The 15106-nt window shown below is 63.7% G+C and carries 14 protein-coding genes; 1 reads left to right on the plus strand and 13 read right to left on the minus strand.

Annotated features, from left to right (window positions below; genetic code table 11):
* Nucleotides 1–26 precede the first annotated feature (26 nt).
* The 3 genes from ubiD to ACRRNM_RS07295 all read right to left on the minus strand — a co-directional run bounded on the left by ubiD (nt 27) and on the right by ACRRNM_RS07295 (nt 3381).
* The gene (ubiD, locus tag ACRRNM_RS07285; RefSeq protein WP_435627568.1) at nt 27–1490 is read right to left on the minus strand and encodes a 4-hydroxy-3-polyprenylbenzoate decarboxylase; all 1464 of its coding nucleotides are present in this window, start codon (nt 1488–1490) and stop codon (nt 27–29) included.
* Nucleotides 1490–2362 (minus strand): lysophospholipid acyltransferase family protein, encoded by an 873-nt coding sequence (locus ACRRNM_RS07290; protein WP_435627569.1) that lies wholly within the window; start codon nt 2360–2362, stop codon nt 1490–1492. Before ACRRNM_RS07290 ends, ubiD begins: the two co-directional genes overlap by 1 nt.
* A 137-nt stretch (nt 2363–2499) precedes the next feature.
* Nucleotides 2500–3381, minus strand: a complete 882-nt coding sequence (locus ACRRNM_RS07295) for a lysophospholipid acyltransferase family protein (protein ID WP_435627570.1) — start codon at nt 3379–3381, stop codon at nt 2500–2502.
* Between the two features lie 82 nt (nt 3382–3463).
* Between ACRRNM_RS07295 and metK the strand changes: the two genes are divergently transcribed.
* Complete coding sequence (gene metK, locus ACRRNM_RS07300) at nt 3464–4627, plus strand: methionine adenosyltransferase (protein ID WP_435627571.1); 1164 nt, start codon at nt 3464–3466, stop codon at nt 4625–4627.
* 69 nt (nt 4628–4696) lie between these two features.
* Here the strand turns inward: metK and ACRRNM_RS07305 are convergent, their stop codons facing one another.
* The 10 genes from ACRRNM_RS07305 to murG form a co-directional block, all read right to left on the minus strand.
* A complete protein-coding gene (locus ACRRNM_RS07305) occupies nt 4697–6334 on the minus strand; it encodes a flagella assembly protein FlgT middle domain-containing protein (RefSeq protein ID WP_435627572.1) in 1638 nt (545 codons plus the stop codon).
* An 11-nt stretch (nt 6335–6345) separates the two neighbouring features.
* The gene (locus ACRRNM_RS07310) at nt 6346–6546 is read right to left on the minus strand and encodes a hypothetical protein (RefSeq protein ID WP_435627573.1); all 201 of its coding nucleotides are present in this window, start codon (nt 6544–6546) and stop codon (nt 6346–6348) included.
* Nucleotides 6547–6569: 23 nt separating this feature from the next.
* Entirely contained in the window at nt 6570–7481 is a 912-nt protein-coding gene (gene lpxC, locus ACRRNM_RS07315; RefSeq protein WP_435627574.1) for a UDP-3-O-acyl-N-acetylglucosamine deacetylase, read from the minus strand.
* Between the two features lie 98 nt (nt 7482–7579).
* Nucleotides 7580–8755, minus strand: a complete 1176-nt coding sequence (ftsZ, locus tag ACRRNM_RS07320; protein ID WP_435627575.1) for a cell division protein FtsZ — start codon at nt 8753–8755, stop codon at nt 7580–7582.
* 68 nt (nt 8756–8823) lie between these two features.
* On the minus strand, nt 8824–10059 hold the full coding sequence (ftsA, locus tag ACRRNM_RS07325; protein WP_435627576.1) for a cell division protein FtsA: 1236 nt from the start codon (nt 10057–10059) through the stop codon (nt 8824–8826).
* Between the two features lie 23 nt (nt 10060–10082).
* Entirely contained in the window at nt 10083–10781 is a 699-nt protein-coding gene (locus ACRRNM_RS07330; protein WP_435627577.1) for a cell division protein FtsQ/DivIB, read from the minus strand.
* On the minus strand, nt 10771–11712 hold the full coding sequence (locus ACRRNM_RS07335; RefSeq protein ID WP_435627578.1) for a D-alanine--D-alanine ligase: 942 nt from the start codon (nt 11710–11712) through the stop codon (nt 10771–10773). Before ACRRNM_RS07335 ends, ACRRNM_RS07330 begins: the two co-directional genes overlap by 11 nt.
* Entirely contained in the window at nt 11709–12626 is a 918-nt protein-coding gene (gene murB, locus ACRRNM_RS07340) for a UDP-N-acetylmuramate dehydrogenase (protein ID WP_435627579.1), read from the minus strand. Before murB ends, ACRRNM_RS07335 begins: the two co-directional genes overlap by 4 nt.
* Nucleotides 12623–14023, minus strand: coding sequence for a UDP-N-acetylmuramate--L-alanine ligase (murC, locus tag ACRRNM_RS07345; RefSeq protein ID WP_435627580.1), 1401 nt, complete (start codon nt 14021–14023; stop codon nt 12623–12625). Before murC ends, murB begins: the two co-directional genes overlap by 4 nt.
* A 9-nt stretch (nt 14024–14032) precedes the next feature.
* The gene (gene murG, locus ACRRNM_RS07350) at nt 14033–15097 is read right to left on the minus strand and encodes an undecaprenyldiphospho-muramoylpentapeptide beta-N-acetylglucosaminyltransferase (RefSeq protein ID WP_435627581.1); all 1065 of its coding nucleotides are present in this window, start codon (nt 15095–15097) and stop codon (nt 14033–14035) included.
* Between the last annotated feature and the right edge of the window lie 9 nt (nt 15098–15106).

A 15106-nucleotide genomic window follows, 5' to 3' on the forward strand; every position in this document is an offset into this window, starting at 1 on the left:
CCGGCTTTTTTGTTTTTGTTGCGAAGCTACAGCCCCAGCCCGCTCCACATCGCATCCACCTTCGCCTTGACCTCGGCGCTCATCACGATGGGCGTGCCCCATTCGCGCTGAGTCTCGCCCGGCCACTTGTTGGTGGCGTCCAGCCCCATCTTGCCGCCCATGCCCGACACCGGGCTGGCAAAGTCGAGGTAGTCGATCGGGGTGTTTTCCACCAGCAGCGTATCGCGCGCCGGATCGACGCGCGTGGTGATCGCCCAGATCACCTCCTTCCAGTCGCGGATGGCGATGTCGTCGTCCACCACGACGATGAACTTGGTGTACATGAACTGGCGCAGAAAACTCCAGATGCCAAACATCACGCGCTTGGCGTGCCCCGGATATTGTTTCTTGATGCTAACGATCGCCATGCGGTAGCTGCATCCTTCCGGCGGCAGATAGAAATCCATGATCTCCGGAAACTGCTTCTGCAGCAGCGGCACGAACACCTCGTTGAGCGCGACGCCCAGCATCGCGGGCTCGTCAGGCGGCTTGCCGGTGTAGGTGGAGTGGTAGATCGCATTGCGGCGCATGGTGATGCGCTGGATAGTGAACACCGGGAAACGATCCTGCTCGTTGTAGTAGCCGGTGTGGTCGCCATAGGGGCCTTCCAGCGCGGTCTCGCCGGGATGGATCGCGCCTTCCAGCACGATCTCGGCGGAAGCAGGTACTTGCAGATCAGAGCCAACACATTTCACCAGTTCGGTCTTGCTGCCGCGCAACAGCCCAGCAAACTGGTACTCGGACAGCGTGTCCGGCACCGGCGTGACCGCGCCGAGGATGGTCGCCGGGTCAGCGCCGATCACCACCGCGACGGGAAACGGCTGCCCCGGATTTTTTTCGCAGTGGTCGCGGAAATCCAGCGCGCCGCCGCGATGCGCCAGCCAGCGCATGATGGTCTTGTTCGGGGCTATCACCTGCTGGCGGTAGATGCCAAGATTCTGGCGCGGCTTGTTCGGGCCGCGCGTGACCACCAGCCCCCAGGTGATGAGCGGCGCGACATCCCCTGGCCAGCAATGCTGGATCGGCAGCCTGGAGAGATCGACATCCGGGCCTTCCCATACGATCTCCTGGCACGGCCCAGAGGACACCTCCTTGGGCGACATGGTCAGCACCTGCTTGAGCACCGGCAATTTTTCCCACGCGTCCTTCAGCCCCTTGGGCGGCTCCGGCTCTTTCAGGTAGGCGAGCAGCTTGCCGACTTCGCGCAGCGCCTGCGTGCTCTCCGCGCCCATGCCCATTGCCACGCGGCGCGGCGTACCGAACAGGTTGGCCAGGACGGGCATGTTGTGCCCGGCCGGATGCTCGAACAGGATCGCCGGCCCTTGCGCGCGCAGCACGCGGTCGCAAATCTCGGTCATCTCCAGGTGCGGCGAAACCGGCGCAGCAACGCGCTTGAGTTCGCCGAGCTTTTCCAGTTGCGCGATGAAGTCGCGCAGATCGTGGTATTTCATCAGTAGAACCTCTCTTCACCTTCGGGTCTGGTTTTAAAACGCTTGTGCAGCCAGAAATACTGCTCCGGCATTTCGCGCACGCGCTGTTCGATGAATTCATTCATGCGCCGTGTATCGGCGACCACATCACCGGTCGGGTAATTTTCCCAGGCCGGATAGAAGCGTACCTCATAACCCTCGCCGCCGGGCAGCAGCTTGCTGATGCAGGGCACCACCCGCGCGCCGGTCATTTCGGCGAGGCGCGGCACGGTGGTCAGCGTCGCGGCCTTCACTCCGAAGAACGGCACGAACACGCCGTCCTTGGTCGCGAGATCCTGATCCGGCAGGTAGTAGAACGGGCGCCGCTCGCGCATCGCCTTGATGACCGGGCGCAGACCCTGCTGGCGCACGTATAGTTTCTGCTCACCGAAACGCGAACGCCCGTGCAGCAGCATCTTGTGGAACAGCGGATTCTTCTGACTGGAATACACGCTGACCAGGTCGACATGCTGGATCATCCACGAGCCGCCGACATCCAGCGCAACGAAGTGCGGCGCGAGCACGATCACCTGCCCACGCGCCTGCGCCGCCTCGTAATGTTCCAGCCCCTCGACGCGGATGTAGCCCTGGATGCGGGACGCGGGGCTCCACCACAGGATGCTGCGTTCCAGAAAGCTGCGCGCGAAAGCCTGGAAATTTTTTCTGGCCAGCACCCTGCGCTCGGCCTCGGACAACTCGGGGAAGCACAGCCGCAGGTTGGTCGCCGCCACGAAACGCCGCTCAGCGGCGAACCAGTACAGCAGCGTGCCCAGCGCATTGCCCAATCCCGCGAGCAGCGGCAGCGGCAGGAAGTGCAGCAGCCACATCAGGAAAATGCCTATTCTGGTTATCATCTTTCAAACAGCCATTGAACCACGAAGGTCACAAAGGGCGCGAAGAAAAACAATGCGCCTCATAGAGAATCCCTTTCCGGCAAGTTTCCAATTTTCACGCAATGAAAAATCTTCGTGGTGAAATGCTTTTTCTGTGTTCATGCCTGTTGTGAAGTTGTCGCGGGCGCATCCACGCCGCGCGGGATTTTATAGCGGTTGTAGCTCCACAGGTATTGCGCCGGGCAGGCGCGGATCACGCGCTCCAGCGCCGCATTGATCTGCCGCGGCACGGGTACGGCGAAATCCAGTTGCAGCGGCTCGACGTGGATCACATAGCCCTGCCCGTGCGGCAACCGTTCCGAGTAGGCGATCAGCACCGTCGCGCCGCTGCTTTCCGCGAGGCGGGCAGCCAGCGTCATGGTGTAGGCGGGGCGGCCGAAGAAATCCGCCCATTCGCCCTCGCCCCGGCTGGGCACCTGGTCGGGCAGCAGCCCGATCGCCTCGCCGCGCCTGAGCGCCTTGTACAGCAGGCGCACGCCGCTCACGTCGGCCTTCGCCAGCTTCGCCTGGCCGCGCTCGCGGCCACCGCGCATCACGCCTTCCAGAAAACCGAGCTTGGGCGGGCGGTACAGCACGGTGATCGGCACGCGCCGCGCGGCATACAGCGCGGAAATTTCGAAGCAGCCCAAGTGCGGCGTCAGGAAGATGATGCCGCGGCCTTGTTCCTGCGCCGCAACGATGTGCTCCAGCCCGATGCATTCGCGCACTGCGCCGACTACTTCGTCATACGGCCGCCCCCAGACCCACGCCAGTTCCGTGATGCCCCTGCCCGCCCCGGTGATGGCGTCGGACAACACCTTCCGGTATTCGGCCTCATCGGCAGTTATCCCGGCCTGGCGCAAATTGCCCCTCGTACGCGCGGCATATTGTGCGGAGACCGCATAGGTCAACCGCCCGAGCAGTGCGCCGAGGCCGTGTAACGCGTTCAGCGGCAGCAAGGCAAGCAGGCGAAAGAAGGATTTGAAGAGGAAAGCGGTCATGGGGGTGGCATGCTACCAAGTTTGGTCAGAATTGGTACAATGCGCGCCTTTTGTTCATTTTAGAGAGATAGAGCGGGGAGCCATGAGCGAATACTTGTTTACGTCCGAATCCGTTTCCGAAGGCCATCCAGACAAGGTGGCAGACCAGATTTCCGATGCCATCGTCGATGCCATTTTAGCGCAGGACAAGCATTCGCGCATTGCCGCCGAAACGCTGTGCAACACCGGCCTCGTCGTGCTGGCCGGCGAGATCACCACCGCCGCCAATGTCGATTACATCCACGTGGCGCGTGAAACTCTCAAACGCATCGGCTATGACAACACCGAATACGGCATCGACTACAAGGGCTGCGCGGTGCTGGTGGCCTACGACAAGCAAAGCCCCGATATTGCACAGGGCGTGAACAGGGCTTATGACGATGAACTGGGGCAAGGTGCGGGCGATCAGGGCTTGATGTTCGGCTACGCCTGCCGCGAAACCGACACGCTGATGCCATTGCCGATCTACTTGTCGCACCGCATTGTCGAGCGCCAATCGCAATTGCGCCGCGACGGCCGCCTGAACTGGCTGCGCCCGGATGCCAAATCGCAAGTAACCATCAAATATGTCAATGGCAAGCCCGACTCGATCGACACTGTGGTGCTGTCCACCCAGCACGCGCCGGAAATGACGCTGGAGCAAATCCGCGAGGCGGCCATTGAGGAGATCATCAAACCGATCCTGCCCAGGGAACTGGTCAAGGGCGACATCAAATATCTGGTCAACCCGACCGGACGTTTCGTCGTCGGCGGCCCGCAGGGCGATTGCGGCCTGACCGGGCGCAAGATCATCGTGGACACTTACGGCGGCGCGGCGCCGCACGGCGGCGGCGCATTCTCCGGCAAAGATCCGTCCAAGGTGGACCGTTCCGCTGCCTACGCCGGGCGCTACGTAGCCAAGAACATCGTCGCGGCAGGTTTGGCAGACAAATGTCTGATCCAGATTTCCTACGCGATCGGTGTGGCACAACCCACCAGCGTGATGGTCACCACTTACGGTACCGGCAAAGTATCGGATGAAAAAATCGCCGAACTGGTCAAGAAACATTTCGACCTGCGCCCGAAAGGCATCGTGCAAATGCTCGACCTGCTGCGCCCGATCTACCAGAAGACCGCGGCTTACGGCCACTTCGGACGCGAGGAGCCGGAATTCAAGTGGGAAGCAACCGACAAGGCTGCTGCACTGCGGGCTGACGCAGGCCTGTAATTCAGCACAGCACAAATGTAAAGCAAACGGCGCCTCGGGCGCCGTTTGTTTTGGTTGGTACGCGTTCCCCTAAGGTTTTATCTGCTTCAACTTCAAAGGCACTCCCGGCTTCTTATTTTCCTGCGGCGCAGATGCCGCCGCTGCGGCTTCCGCCGCCTCCCGCTGCAGATCCTCTATCGCCACGGCTCGCACCTCCATTCCGGGAGGATTTTTCGATGTCGTTTTTTCCCTGGCGGATTTAGGTGCTGCACCCGCCCTGCTTTCGGCAGCAGGCTGCTCCTTGGCTTGCGCTGTCCCCTCCGCCTTGGCTTTCACTGCCTTTTCCGCCTTGACGCGTTCCGCTTCGGCCTTGGCTTCCTGCTCGGCTTTCAGCTTGGCCGCGGCGTCAGCCTGTTTCTTCGCTTCTGCCACTGCCTTCTTCTCGGCCTTGATGCGCTCGGCCTCGGCCTTGGCCGCTTCCCGCTTGGCTCGGGCGGCATTGCGTGCGATCTGCGCCTTTTCTCTCTCGTGCGCCTCCTGTGCGGCGCTGAGCCGACGAGCCTTGGTTTCCTGGGCGGCTTTCAGCTTGGCCGCCTTGGCCTCGGCGTCAGCCTGCGCCTTCGCTTCTTTCTCCGCCTTGATCCGGGCGGCTTCGGCCTGCTTCGCTTCGACCCGCGCCGCTTCCTCGCGTACGGCCTGCTCCTTCTTCACCCGCTCCGCCTCGTCCCTGGCTTCCTGCTCCGCCTTGGCCGCCTGCTGTGCGGCTATTTGCCTCGCGACCAGTGCACGCTGTTCGACGGGGTCGATCCTCGCGACATTGCCCGCCCCGATGCCGAGTTTCACCGCCTCTTCGGTGAGCTCGCCGATGGAGAACTGCGGCTGGACCTCGGTCAAGGTGAGCGTATCCGCCGCACGGTCCGTGGCGCCCAGCACCGCACCCTTTAGCCCGACGACCGGTGCCGCATCCCTGACGTAAACAACGAACTGATCGCCGGCTTTCAGCCGCGCGTCGCTCCCCGCATCGAGATAGGCCTTCTTCCCTTCGACCCGGATGATGTTCGCGGAGAAGGGCATTTTCTCCAATGTCGCGCGGATATCCTTGACGGCAAGATCGAGCAGCCGGTTTGTCGCCTGCCCGAATTCAGTTTCAAAAAAGATGCTGCTGCCGAAGGGCTTGTCGTTGCCCACCCTCACCTCGCCCTGTGCCTGTTCACCCAGGCGGCGCAGCATGAGGCGGTTACCCGTGAGCCCGTCATAAACGGCAAGTTCGACTTCGATGTGCCGCTTCGCGCCTCCGCCGATCGGTGTGCCGAGGTAGCCTTTTTCCTGCTTCGTTCCCGCATTCACCACCACGCCGGAAACCAGGAATTGCGCACCGCTCTCTGCGGCAGCCCCGATGATGACCTCGCGCTGCGCGTCTCCCGCCTCGGCCGGAATCGAACAGCCGCTGTAAGCAGCCAGGAACTCCCCGCTTGCCTCCAGCCGGCTGGCAAGCGCCAGGGGAAGGCCGTCGTAGATATTGTTGATGTCGTCGACATGCAGGGTGTTGGCGACGTCGAACTGGGCGAACGCAATTTTCCTTTTCGCGGCGCGCGCCGCACCCTCCTGTGCGCCCTCGGTTCCTTCCGTCTGGGCGGCAACGGGCGCCGCGCAGAGGGCAACCATCATGCAGAACAGCGTCACCAGCGAGGCGGCGCAGCGAGAACCTTGGCGAATGTTGAATGGCATGAACTACCCTCTTAAAGCAATATGCGCCAACCGGTCAACACGTAGCGTTCCAGCACGAACAGCACAGCGAAGAGCAACAGTAGTACGACGGCGAAGCGCAACACTTGCCAGGCAAATTTCAGGTAGCGGCGGTCGCGCGTGAAGACATACATCCCGCCGCTCAGGATCACCAGCAGCGCGACCACTATAAAGAACAGGCGCAGGATCAGCACATGTCCACCATGGTCGCGTCAGCTCAGGCGGCCTGCAGTTGCAGCCGCAGGAAGGCCGGCGCGTCTTCCACGCTGTCGAAGGTGACGAACTCCCAGGCCTGCTCGTCGGCGAGCAGGGCGCGCAGCAGGGCGTTGTTCAGCGCATGGCCGGATTTGTAGCCGGAGAACGCGCCGATCAGCGGATGCCCCAGCAGGTAGAGGTCGCCGATCGCGTCGAGCACCTTGTGCTTGACGAACTCGTCGTCGAAGCGCAATCCATCGGCGTTCAGCACGCGGTATTCGTCCATCACGATGGCATTGTCGAGGCTGCCGCCCAGCGCAAGGCCCTGCGCGCGCATGTTCTCGACGTCCTGCATGAAGCCGAAGGTGCGCGCGCGGCTGATGTCGCGCACGTAGGATTCTTCGCCGAGGTCAACCACCACATGCTGCTTGGCGTCGGCGAACACCGGGTGGGCGAAGTTGATGGTGAAGGTCAGTTTGTAGCCGTTGTAGGGCTCGAAGCGCACCCACTTGTCGCCGTGCTTCACCTCGACGGTCTTCTTAACGCGGATGAATTTCTTGGCGGCGGATTGTTCGGCGATGCCCGCCGACTGCAGCAGGAAGATGAAGGTGCCGGCGCTGCCGTCCATGATCGGCACTTCCGCGCTGTCGAGATCGACATAGGCGTTATCCACCCCCAGCCCGGCCAGCGCCGACATCAGGTGCTCGACGGTCGCGACGCGCACGCCGTTCTGCTCCATGCAGGTGGACAGGCGCGTGTCATGCACCAGCTCGGCGCGCGCCTGGATTTCCTCGACCGGCCTGGCGTCCACGCGGCGGAATACGATGCCGGTGTTGACCGGGGCGGGGCGCAGCCCCAGCGTGACTTTTTCGCCGCTGTGCAAGCCGACTCCCGTCACGCTGACGGAGCTCTTCAAGGTGCGTTGCTTAACCATTGGTGCCTTAGACACAAAAATCATGTGTGAATTTTATCACGGCAATACCCGGCACAAGGAGCGGCATCACCCCCTGAGTCCGGAATCCTGAATCCTCCTCAGTCCGCCTGCTTGCGCAGGAAGGACGGGATATCCAGCGTATCCATGCCGGATTTCTCCATCGCATCGATGGTTTCCCTGCGGCCGCGGCGCATTACGGCAGGCGTATCCAACTCGGTGTAATTCACGCCGCTGCTGGCAATCGGCTCGTCGTGCGTGCCGGTGCGCTGGTAGGTTTCTTCGCTGCGGTAAACCACTTCCGGCTTGGGCTGCTTGCGCATCATCTGCGCGCCGAGGCCGGTTGCCACGACGGTCACGCGCAGGTCTTCGCCCATGTTCTCGTCGAACACCGAGCCGACGATCACGGTCGCTTCTTCGGCGGCAAACTGCACGCACTCCATCACGTCTTCCAGTTCCTTGAGCTTCAGGTTGCTGGACGAGGTAATGTTCACCAGCACGCCGCGCGCGCCGGACATGTCCACATCTTCCAGCAGCGGGCTGGCGATCGCGCGTTCGGCGGCGGTGCGTGCGCGGTCCGGACCGGAGGCGATCGCGGAACCCATCATCGCCATGCCGTTTTCCGACATCACGGTGCGCACGTCGGCGAAGTCGACGTTGATCAGCCCCGGCACGTTGATCACTTCGGCGATGCCCGCCACCGCGCCCTGCAGCACGCCGTTGGCGGCCTTGAAGGCCTCCGGCACGGTGACGTCGCTGCCCAGCACTTCCATCAGCTTGGAGTTCGGCACGATGATCAGCGAATCGACATGCTCGTGCAGCGCCTCGATGCCGGCCTTGGCGAAGCGCATGCGGTTGCCTTCATAGGTGAACGGCTTGGTAACCACCGCCACGGTGAGGATATCCAGCTCGCGCGCGATCTGCGCGACGATCGGCGCGGCGCCGGTGCCGGTGCCGCCGCCCATGCCGGCGGTGATGAACACCATGTTCGCGCCGCTGATCATCTCCTTGATGCGTTCGCGGTCTTCCTCGGCCGCTGCCTGCCCGATCGACGGCTTGGCGCCTGCGCCCAAGCCCTTGGTGATGTTCGCACCGATCTGCAGCTGGGTGCGCGCCTTGCTGCGCTTGAGCGCCTGCGCATCGGTGTTGATGGCGATGAACTCGACGCCCTGCACGCCCTGTTCGATCATGTGGTCCACGGCATTGCCGCCGCAGCCGCCCACCCCGATCACCTTGATCACTGCATCCTGTGTTTCCGCTTCCATTAGTTCGAACATCGTCGCCTCCTTATAAAAATAACTTCAAATATACTTCCGGGCCCTGAGCCGCTAACCCCTGAAAACCGCTAGAAATTCCCCTGAAACCACGATTTCATCTTTCCCAATACATCCCCCAATGAACCTGATTGCTTGCGCGTCTCTTCGTCACGCTGGTAGTGCTCCAGGCCATACAGCAGCAGCCCCACGCCGGTCGCCATGCGCGGCGTCTTCACCACATCGGACAGCCCGCCGACATACTTCGGAATTCCGAGACGCACCGGCAGGTGGAAAATTTCCTCGCCCAGCTCGACCATGCCCTGCATGGCGCTGCTGCCGCCGGTGATCACGATGCCGGATGAGAGCAGGTCCTCGAAGCCGCTGCGGCGCAGTTCCTGCTGCACCAGCAGGTAGAGCTCCTCGACGCGCGGCTCGATCACCTCGGCGAGCGTCTGGCGCGACAGCGAGCGCGGCCCGCGCTCACCCACACCCGGCACCTCGATCGCACCGTTGTCGGCGAGCTGGCGCAAGGCGCAGCCGTGCTTGATCTTGATATCCTCGGCATCCTGGGTCGGCGTACGCAACGCCATCGCGATGTCGTTGGTGATCTGGTCGCCCGCGATCGGGATCACCGCGGTGTGGCGGATCGCGCCGCCGGTGAACACCGCGATGTCGGTGGTGCCGCCGCCGATGTCGACGAGGCACACGCCCAGCTCCTTTTCGTCCTCTTCCAGCACCGCCTTGCTCGACGCCAGCGGCTGCAGGATCAGCTCGTTGACCTCCAGCCCGCAACGGTGGATACACTTCATGATGTTCTGCACCGCCGCGACCGCACCGCTGACGATATGCACCTCGACGTCGAGGCGCATGCCGCTCATGCCGAGCGGCTTCTTGATGCCGCTCTGTCCGTCGATGCTGAACTCCTGTTCGAGGATATGCAGGATCTGCTGGTCGCCCGGCAGGCTGATCGAGCTCGCGGTCTCGACCACCCGCTCGACGTCGGCGGGCGCGACCTCCTTCTCCTTGATCTTCACCATGCCGCGCGAGTTGATTCCGCGGATGTGGCTGCCCGCGATGCCGGTGTGCACCTCATGGATCTTGCAGTCCGCCATCAGCTCGGCCTCTTCCAGCGCGCGCTGAATCGAACCCACCGTGGCTTCGATGTTGACCACCATGCCTTTCTTCATGCCATCCGATTCGTGCATACCCATGCCGATCACCTCCAGCATGCCGTCCGGCTTAACCTCGCCGACGATGGCCACGATCTTGGATGTACCGATATCCAGCCCGACCACCAGGTTCTTGGTTTCCTTGTTTCTGCTCATCGTTTATACCTCGCTGCCTATCCTCAACTCCTGACCATACCGCCCACCGCAAACCCGTTGCGATAGCGCATGTCCACATACCGCATCGTCTGCCCCGCCAGGCTGTACGGATATACCGTCACAAACCGTGCCAGGCGCTGCTGCATCTCTTCGCGACCCAGTTCCAGCACCAGGCCATTGGAGAGGCGCAACTGCCAGGCATGGCGCGGCGTCAGCGCCAGTTGCGTCACCTGCAGGTTCAGCGCGGCAAGCTGCGCATTGAACTGCGTGTAATGCTGCGCCACCTCCACTGACGCTCCCTCCGGCCCGATGAAGCCCGGCAGCGCCTGCTCGCTCGCCGCGCCGAACACCTCGCCGTGGGTGTTCACCAGCGCTGCGCCGTTCCAGCGCGCCAGCGCCTGGTGCTCTTCCAGCTGCACCGCCAGCCGGTCGGGAAATTTGCGGCGGATGGTGACGCTGCGCACCCATGTCAGTTTTTCCAGCGACTGCCTCAGGTGCTCGATGTCCACGGTGAAAAAATTGCCGCGCACCTCGCTGCGTGCCACCGCCAGCACTTCCTGCACATCCACGCGCTGCGGCGCCGCATCCAGGCGCACGCTCTTCAGCGGTGACAATCCCGGCAGGTGCACGACGTAATAGGCCGCGCCATACAACACTGCCAGCGCGCTGAAAACCAGCAGCGCGTTGGCAATGTTCCTCAGCAGGACGGCGTTATCCCACATGCGCTCCCTCCAGTACGCGAATCACCAGTTGCTCGAAGCCGATGCCGGCCTGGCGCGCTGCCATCGGCACCAGGCTGTGGTCGGTCATCCCCGGTGAGGTGTTCACTTCCAGCAGATAGGGCTGGCCCGCCTCGTCCATCAGGAAATCCACGCGTCCCCAGCCTTGTCCGCCGATCAGCGTGAAGGCCTGCTGTGCCAGACGCTGCATCTCGGCCTCCTTGTCCGCGGACAGCCCGCACGGACACAGGTAACGGGTGTCGTCGCGGAAATATTTCGCCTCGTAGTCGTAGAACTCACTGGCCGGCTCGATCTTGATCACCGGCAGCACCTCATCGCCGAGGATCGCCACGGTGTATTCGCCGCCGCCGATGAAGCTCTCCGCGATCACCAGGGAGTCGTGCTTCGCAGCTGCCTGATAGGCGCCGCGCAATTCGCCGACGGCCTTCACCTTGCTGATGCCGACGCTGGAGCCTTCGTTGGCCGGTTTGACGAACAGAGGCAGGCCGAGCTGCTGCACCACGGCATTCCAGTCGCTGTGCGCATCGAGCAGCATGTATTTCGGCACCGGCAGGTTGGCCGCCAGCCACACCAGCTTGGTGCGCCACTTGTCCATGCCCAGCGCGGAAGCGAGCACGCCGCTGCCGGTGTAGGGAATGCCCAGCAGTTCCAGCGCGCCCTGCACCGTGCCGTCCTCACCGAAGCGCCCGTGCAGTGCGATGAAGGCGCGCTCGTAGCTCTCGTCGCGCAAGGCCTGCAAATCCTGCACCGCCGGGTCGAAGGCATGTGCATCCACGCCGTTGCGCCTGAGCGCCGCGAGCACCGCCGCGCCGCTCTTCAGCGACACCTCACGCTCGGCGGACTTGCCGCCGAACAGCACCGCCACTTTTCCGAAGGATTTAGGATCGAGGGTCGAGGATTGATTCTTGTTCATTTCGTTTCACCAATAATTCTTACTTCCGGATGCAGCTCGATGCCGGTCTGTTGCCGCACCGTTTCGCGCACCTCGCCGATCAGGTTCTCGATGTCCGCCGCAGTCGCGCCGCCGGCGTTCACGATGAAGTTCGCGTGCTTCTCCGACACCTCTGCGCCACCGATACGTTTGCCCTTCAGCCCGCACTGCTCGATCAGACGCGCTGCGTGATCGCCCGGCGGATTGCGGAACACCGACCCCGCATTCGGCAAATTCAGTGGCTGGCTCGCGTTGCGCTTTTCCATCAGCGCCCTGATCTCCCCGCGCGCGGCGCCGGCGTCTCCCTTCTCGAACTGCAGCCGCGTCGCGACGAAATATTCCTCGCCAGTCTCGCGCAGCGTCACATGGCGATAGCCGATTTTGTATTCCTGCGGCGCGCGCTCGATAAGCTCCCCGCTGCGGGTCAGCACCTGCACATGCAGCACCTTCTGCCAGGTCTCGCTGCCGTAGCAGCCCGCGTTCATCGCAAGCATGCCGCCCAGCGTGCCGGGGATGCCCGCGAAGAATTCCGCGCCGCCTAGCTGGTTCGATGCGGCGAAGCGCGCGAGCTTCGCGCCCGCCACGCCGGCCTGTGCATAGACGATGTCCGCGCCCTCCAGCCGCAGTTCGTTCAGCGCACCGTGCAGCAGCAGCACCGTGCCGCGCAGGCCGCCGTCGCGCACCAGCAGGTTGCTGCCGAGGCCCACGGCGAGCAGCGATTCGTCCGCCGGCAGGCCACGCAGGAAGACCTGCAGGTCGGCGAGGTCGGCCGGGCGGTAGACGCGCTCGGCGCGGCCTCCCGCGCGCCAGGTGACATGGCGGCTCATGTCTTCGTCGCGGAGCAGTTCCCCGCGCAGGCCCTGGATGGTGAAATGTGCCGGTTCGCTCATGTTCATTTCTGTGCCAGTTGCCTCACCAGATTAGGCACGCCGCCGATCGAGCCCGCGCCCATGGTGAGCACCACGTCGCCGTCCTTCGCCATCTGCATGACGGCCTGCGGCATGTCGGCTATCTGCTCTACGAATACCGCCTCGTTCTGCCCCGCGACGCGCAGCGCATGCATCAGCGCGCGCCCGTCCGCCGCGACAATGGGCGCCTCGCCCGCCGCGTATACCTCCGCCAGCAGCAGTGCATCCACGCTGCACAGCACCTTCACGAAGTCCTCGAACAGGTCGCGCGTGCGCGTGTAGCGGTGCGGCTGGAAGGCCAGCACCAGGCGCTTACCGGGGAACGCGCCGCGCACCGCAGCCAGCGTCGCCTTCATTTCGACCGGGTGATGTCCGTAATCGTCGATCAGGGTGAATGCACCTCCACCGGGCAACTTGATCTCGCCATACCTCTGCATGCGCCGCCCGACCCCCTGGAACTCGGCCAGTGCGGCGACGATGGCATCTTCCGCCACGCCCACTTCGAGCGCCACAGCAATCGCCGCGAGCGCATTCAGCACGTTGTGCATGCCTGCGAGGTTCAGCGTCACGTCGAGGTCGACCGGCACGCTGTTGTGGCGGCACTCGGCGGTAAAGCGCATCTGCCCGCCCTGGTGGAGCACGTTCACCGCGCGGATCTGCGCGTCCTCGCCGAAGCCATAGGTGGTGACCGGCTTGCTGATGCGCGGCAGGATATCGCGCACGTTGGAGTCGTCCACGCACAGCATCGCGCGGCCGTAGAACGGCAGGCGCTCGATGAAATCGACGAAGGCCTGCTTCAGCTTCTCGAAGTCGTGCCCGTAGGTCTCCATGTGGTCGGCGTCGATGTTGGTGACCACCGCAAGGATGGGCGTGAGGTAGAGGAACGAAGCATCCGACTCGTCCGCCTCGGCGACGATGAACTCGCCGGTACCAAGCCTCGCGTTCGCGCCGCTGCTGTTGAGCCGCCCGCCGATCACGAAGGTCGGGTCATAGCCACCCTTCGCGAGCACGCTGGTCACCAGCGAGGTGGTCGTGGTCTTGCCGTGCGTGCCCGCCACGGCGATGCCCTGGCGCAGGCGCATCAGCTCGGCGAGCATCACCGCGCGCGGCACGACGGGGATACGCCGGTCGCGCGCCGCGACCACTTCGGGGTTGTCCGCCTTGACTGCGGTAGACACTACCACCGCGTCGGCGTCGGCGAGATGTCCTCCGGCATGGCCGATATGCACCGCCGCACCGAGCTGCCTGAGGCGCTGCGTCACCGCACTCTCGGCGAGGTCCGAGCCGCTCACCTGGAAGCCGAGGTTGAGCAGCACCTCGGCGATGCCGTTCATGCCCGAGCCGCCGATGCCGACGAAGTGCAGATGTTTGACTTTATGTTTCATTTTTCTCCGTTATCCAGCCAGTTCCGCACACACTCTCGCCACGGCCAGCGCAGCCTCCGCCTTGGCTACGCTGCGCGCCTGCTGCGCCATCACCGCCAGTTTTTCGCGCGTCAATTCCTGCAATAGTTGCGCCAGTTTCTCCGCACTCAGCTCCGCCTGCGGCAGCAGGATCGCCGCGTCGCGGTCGGAGAGGAAGCGCGCGTTATGCGTCTGGTGGTTGTCCACCGCGAACGGGAACGGCACCAGGATGCTCGCGACCCCCGCCGCCGCGAGCTCTGCGACGGTCAATGCGCCCGCGCGGCAGATCACGAGGTCGGCATCTGCATAGCTACCGGCCATGTCGTCGAGGAACGATCGAATGTCGGCCTCGACTCCGGCCTCACGGTACAGCTGTTGCACGCTCTCGAAATGTTGCTTGCCGGTCTGATGGATCACATGTGGACGCACGTCTTGCGGCAGCAATGCGAGCGCCCGCGGCATGGCCTCGTTGAGCGCCTTCGCCCCGAGGCTGCCGCCCACCACCAGCACGTTGAGCCTGCCGCTGCGCGCCGCATAGCGCGCCTGCGGCGCGGGCAAACCGGCGATGCTGCTGCGCACCGGGTTGCCGCACCAGACCGCTTTCGGCAGCACGTCGGGGAAACCGCTCAGCGTCTTCTGCGCGATGCGCGCCAGCACCTTGTTGCTCAGCCCGGCGATGGAATTCTGTTCATGGATCACCAGCGGGCGGCGCAGCAGGGCCGCCATCACCCCGCCCGGGAAGGTGATGTAACCGCCCATACCCAGCACCACGTCGGGACGGTGGCGGAAAATCGCCGCCGCGCTCTGCCCCAGCGCGACGAGCAGATTGAACGGCAGCATCAGCTTGCGCAGCAGCCCTTTGCCGCGCAGGCCGGAGAAACGCACCCAGGCCATCTCGTAGCCGTGCTTCGGCACCAGTTCGGCCTCCATGCTGCCCGGCGCACCCAGCCAGGTCACCTGCCAGCCCTGCGAGCGCAGGATGGCGGCGACCGCCAGCCCCGGCATGATGTGCCCGCCGGTGCCGCCTGCCATGATGAGAATCGAGCGCTTGCTCATACTGGCAGT

The sequence above is a fragment of the Ferrigenium straubiae genome (assembly GCF_051257895.1).
GTDB classification, from domain to species: Bacteria; Pseudomonadota; Gammaproteobacteria; order Burkholderiales; family Gallionellaceae; genus Gallionella; species Gallionella straubiae.

Coding starts and splice junctions, on each gene's coding strand:
- ACRRNM_RS07305 (WP_435627572.1), bottom strand. CDS start 6,334: ATGCCATTCAACATTCGCCAAGGTTCTCGCTGCGCCGCCTCGCTGGTG.
- murB (WP_435627579.1), bottom strand. CDS start 12,626: ATGAACATGAGCGAACCGGCACATTTCACCATCCAGGGCCTGCGCGGG.
- ACRRNM_RS07290 (WP_435627569.1), bottom strand. CDS start 2,362: ATGATAACCAGAATAGGCATTTTCCTGATGTGGCTGCTGCACTTCCTG.
- ftsA (WP_435627576.1), bottom strand. CDS start 10,059: ATGAGCAGAAACAAGGAAACCAAGAACCTGGTGGTCGGGCTGGATATC.
- ACRRNM_RS07295 (WP_435627570.1), bottom strand. CDS start 3,381: ATGACCGCTTTCCTCTTCAAATCCTTCTTTCGCCTGCTTGCCTTGCTG.
- lpxC (WP_435627574.1), bottom strand. CDS start 7,481: ATGGTTAAGCAACGCACCTTGAAGAGCTCCGTCAGCGTGACGGGAGTC.
- ubiD (WP_435627568.1), bottom strand. CDS start 1,490: ATGAAATACCACGATCTGCGCGACTTCATCGCGCAACTGGAAAAGCTC.
- murG (WP_435627581.1), bottom strand. CDS start 15,097: ATGAGCAAGCGCTCGATTCTCATCATGGCAGGCGGCACCGGCGGGCAC.
- metK (WP_435627571.1), top strand. CDS start 3,464: ATGAGCGAATACTTGTTTACGTCCGAATCCGTTTCCGAAGGCCATCCA.
- ftsZ (WP_435627575.1), bottom strand. CDS start 8,755: ATGTTCGAACTAATGGAAGCGGAAACACAGGATGCAGTGATCAAGGTG.
- ACRRNM_RS07330 (WP_435627577.1), bottom strand. CDS start 10,781: ATGTGGGATAACGCCGTCCTGCTGAGGAACATTGCCAACGCGCTGCTG.
- murC (WP_435627580.1), bottom strand. CDS start 14,023: ATGAAACATAAAGTCAAACATCTGCACTTCGTCGGCATCGGCGGCTCG.
- ACRRNM_RS07335 (WP_435627578.1), bottom strand. CDS start 11,712: ATGAACAAGAATCAATCCTCGACCCTCGATCCTAAATCCTTCGGAAAA.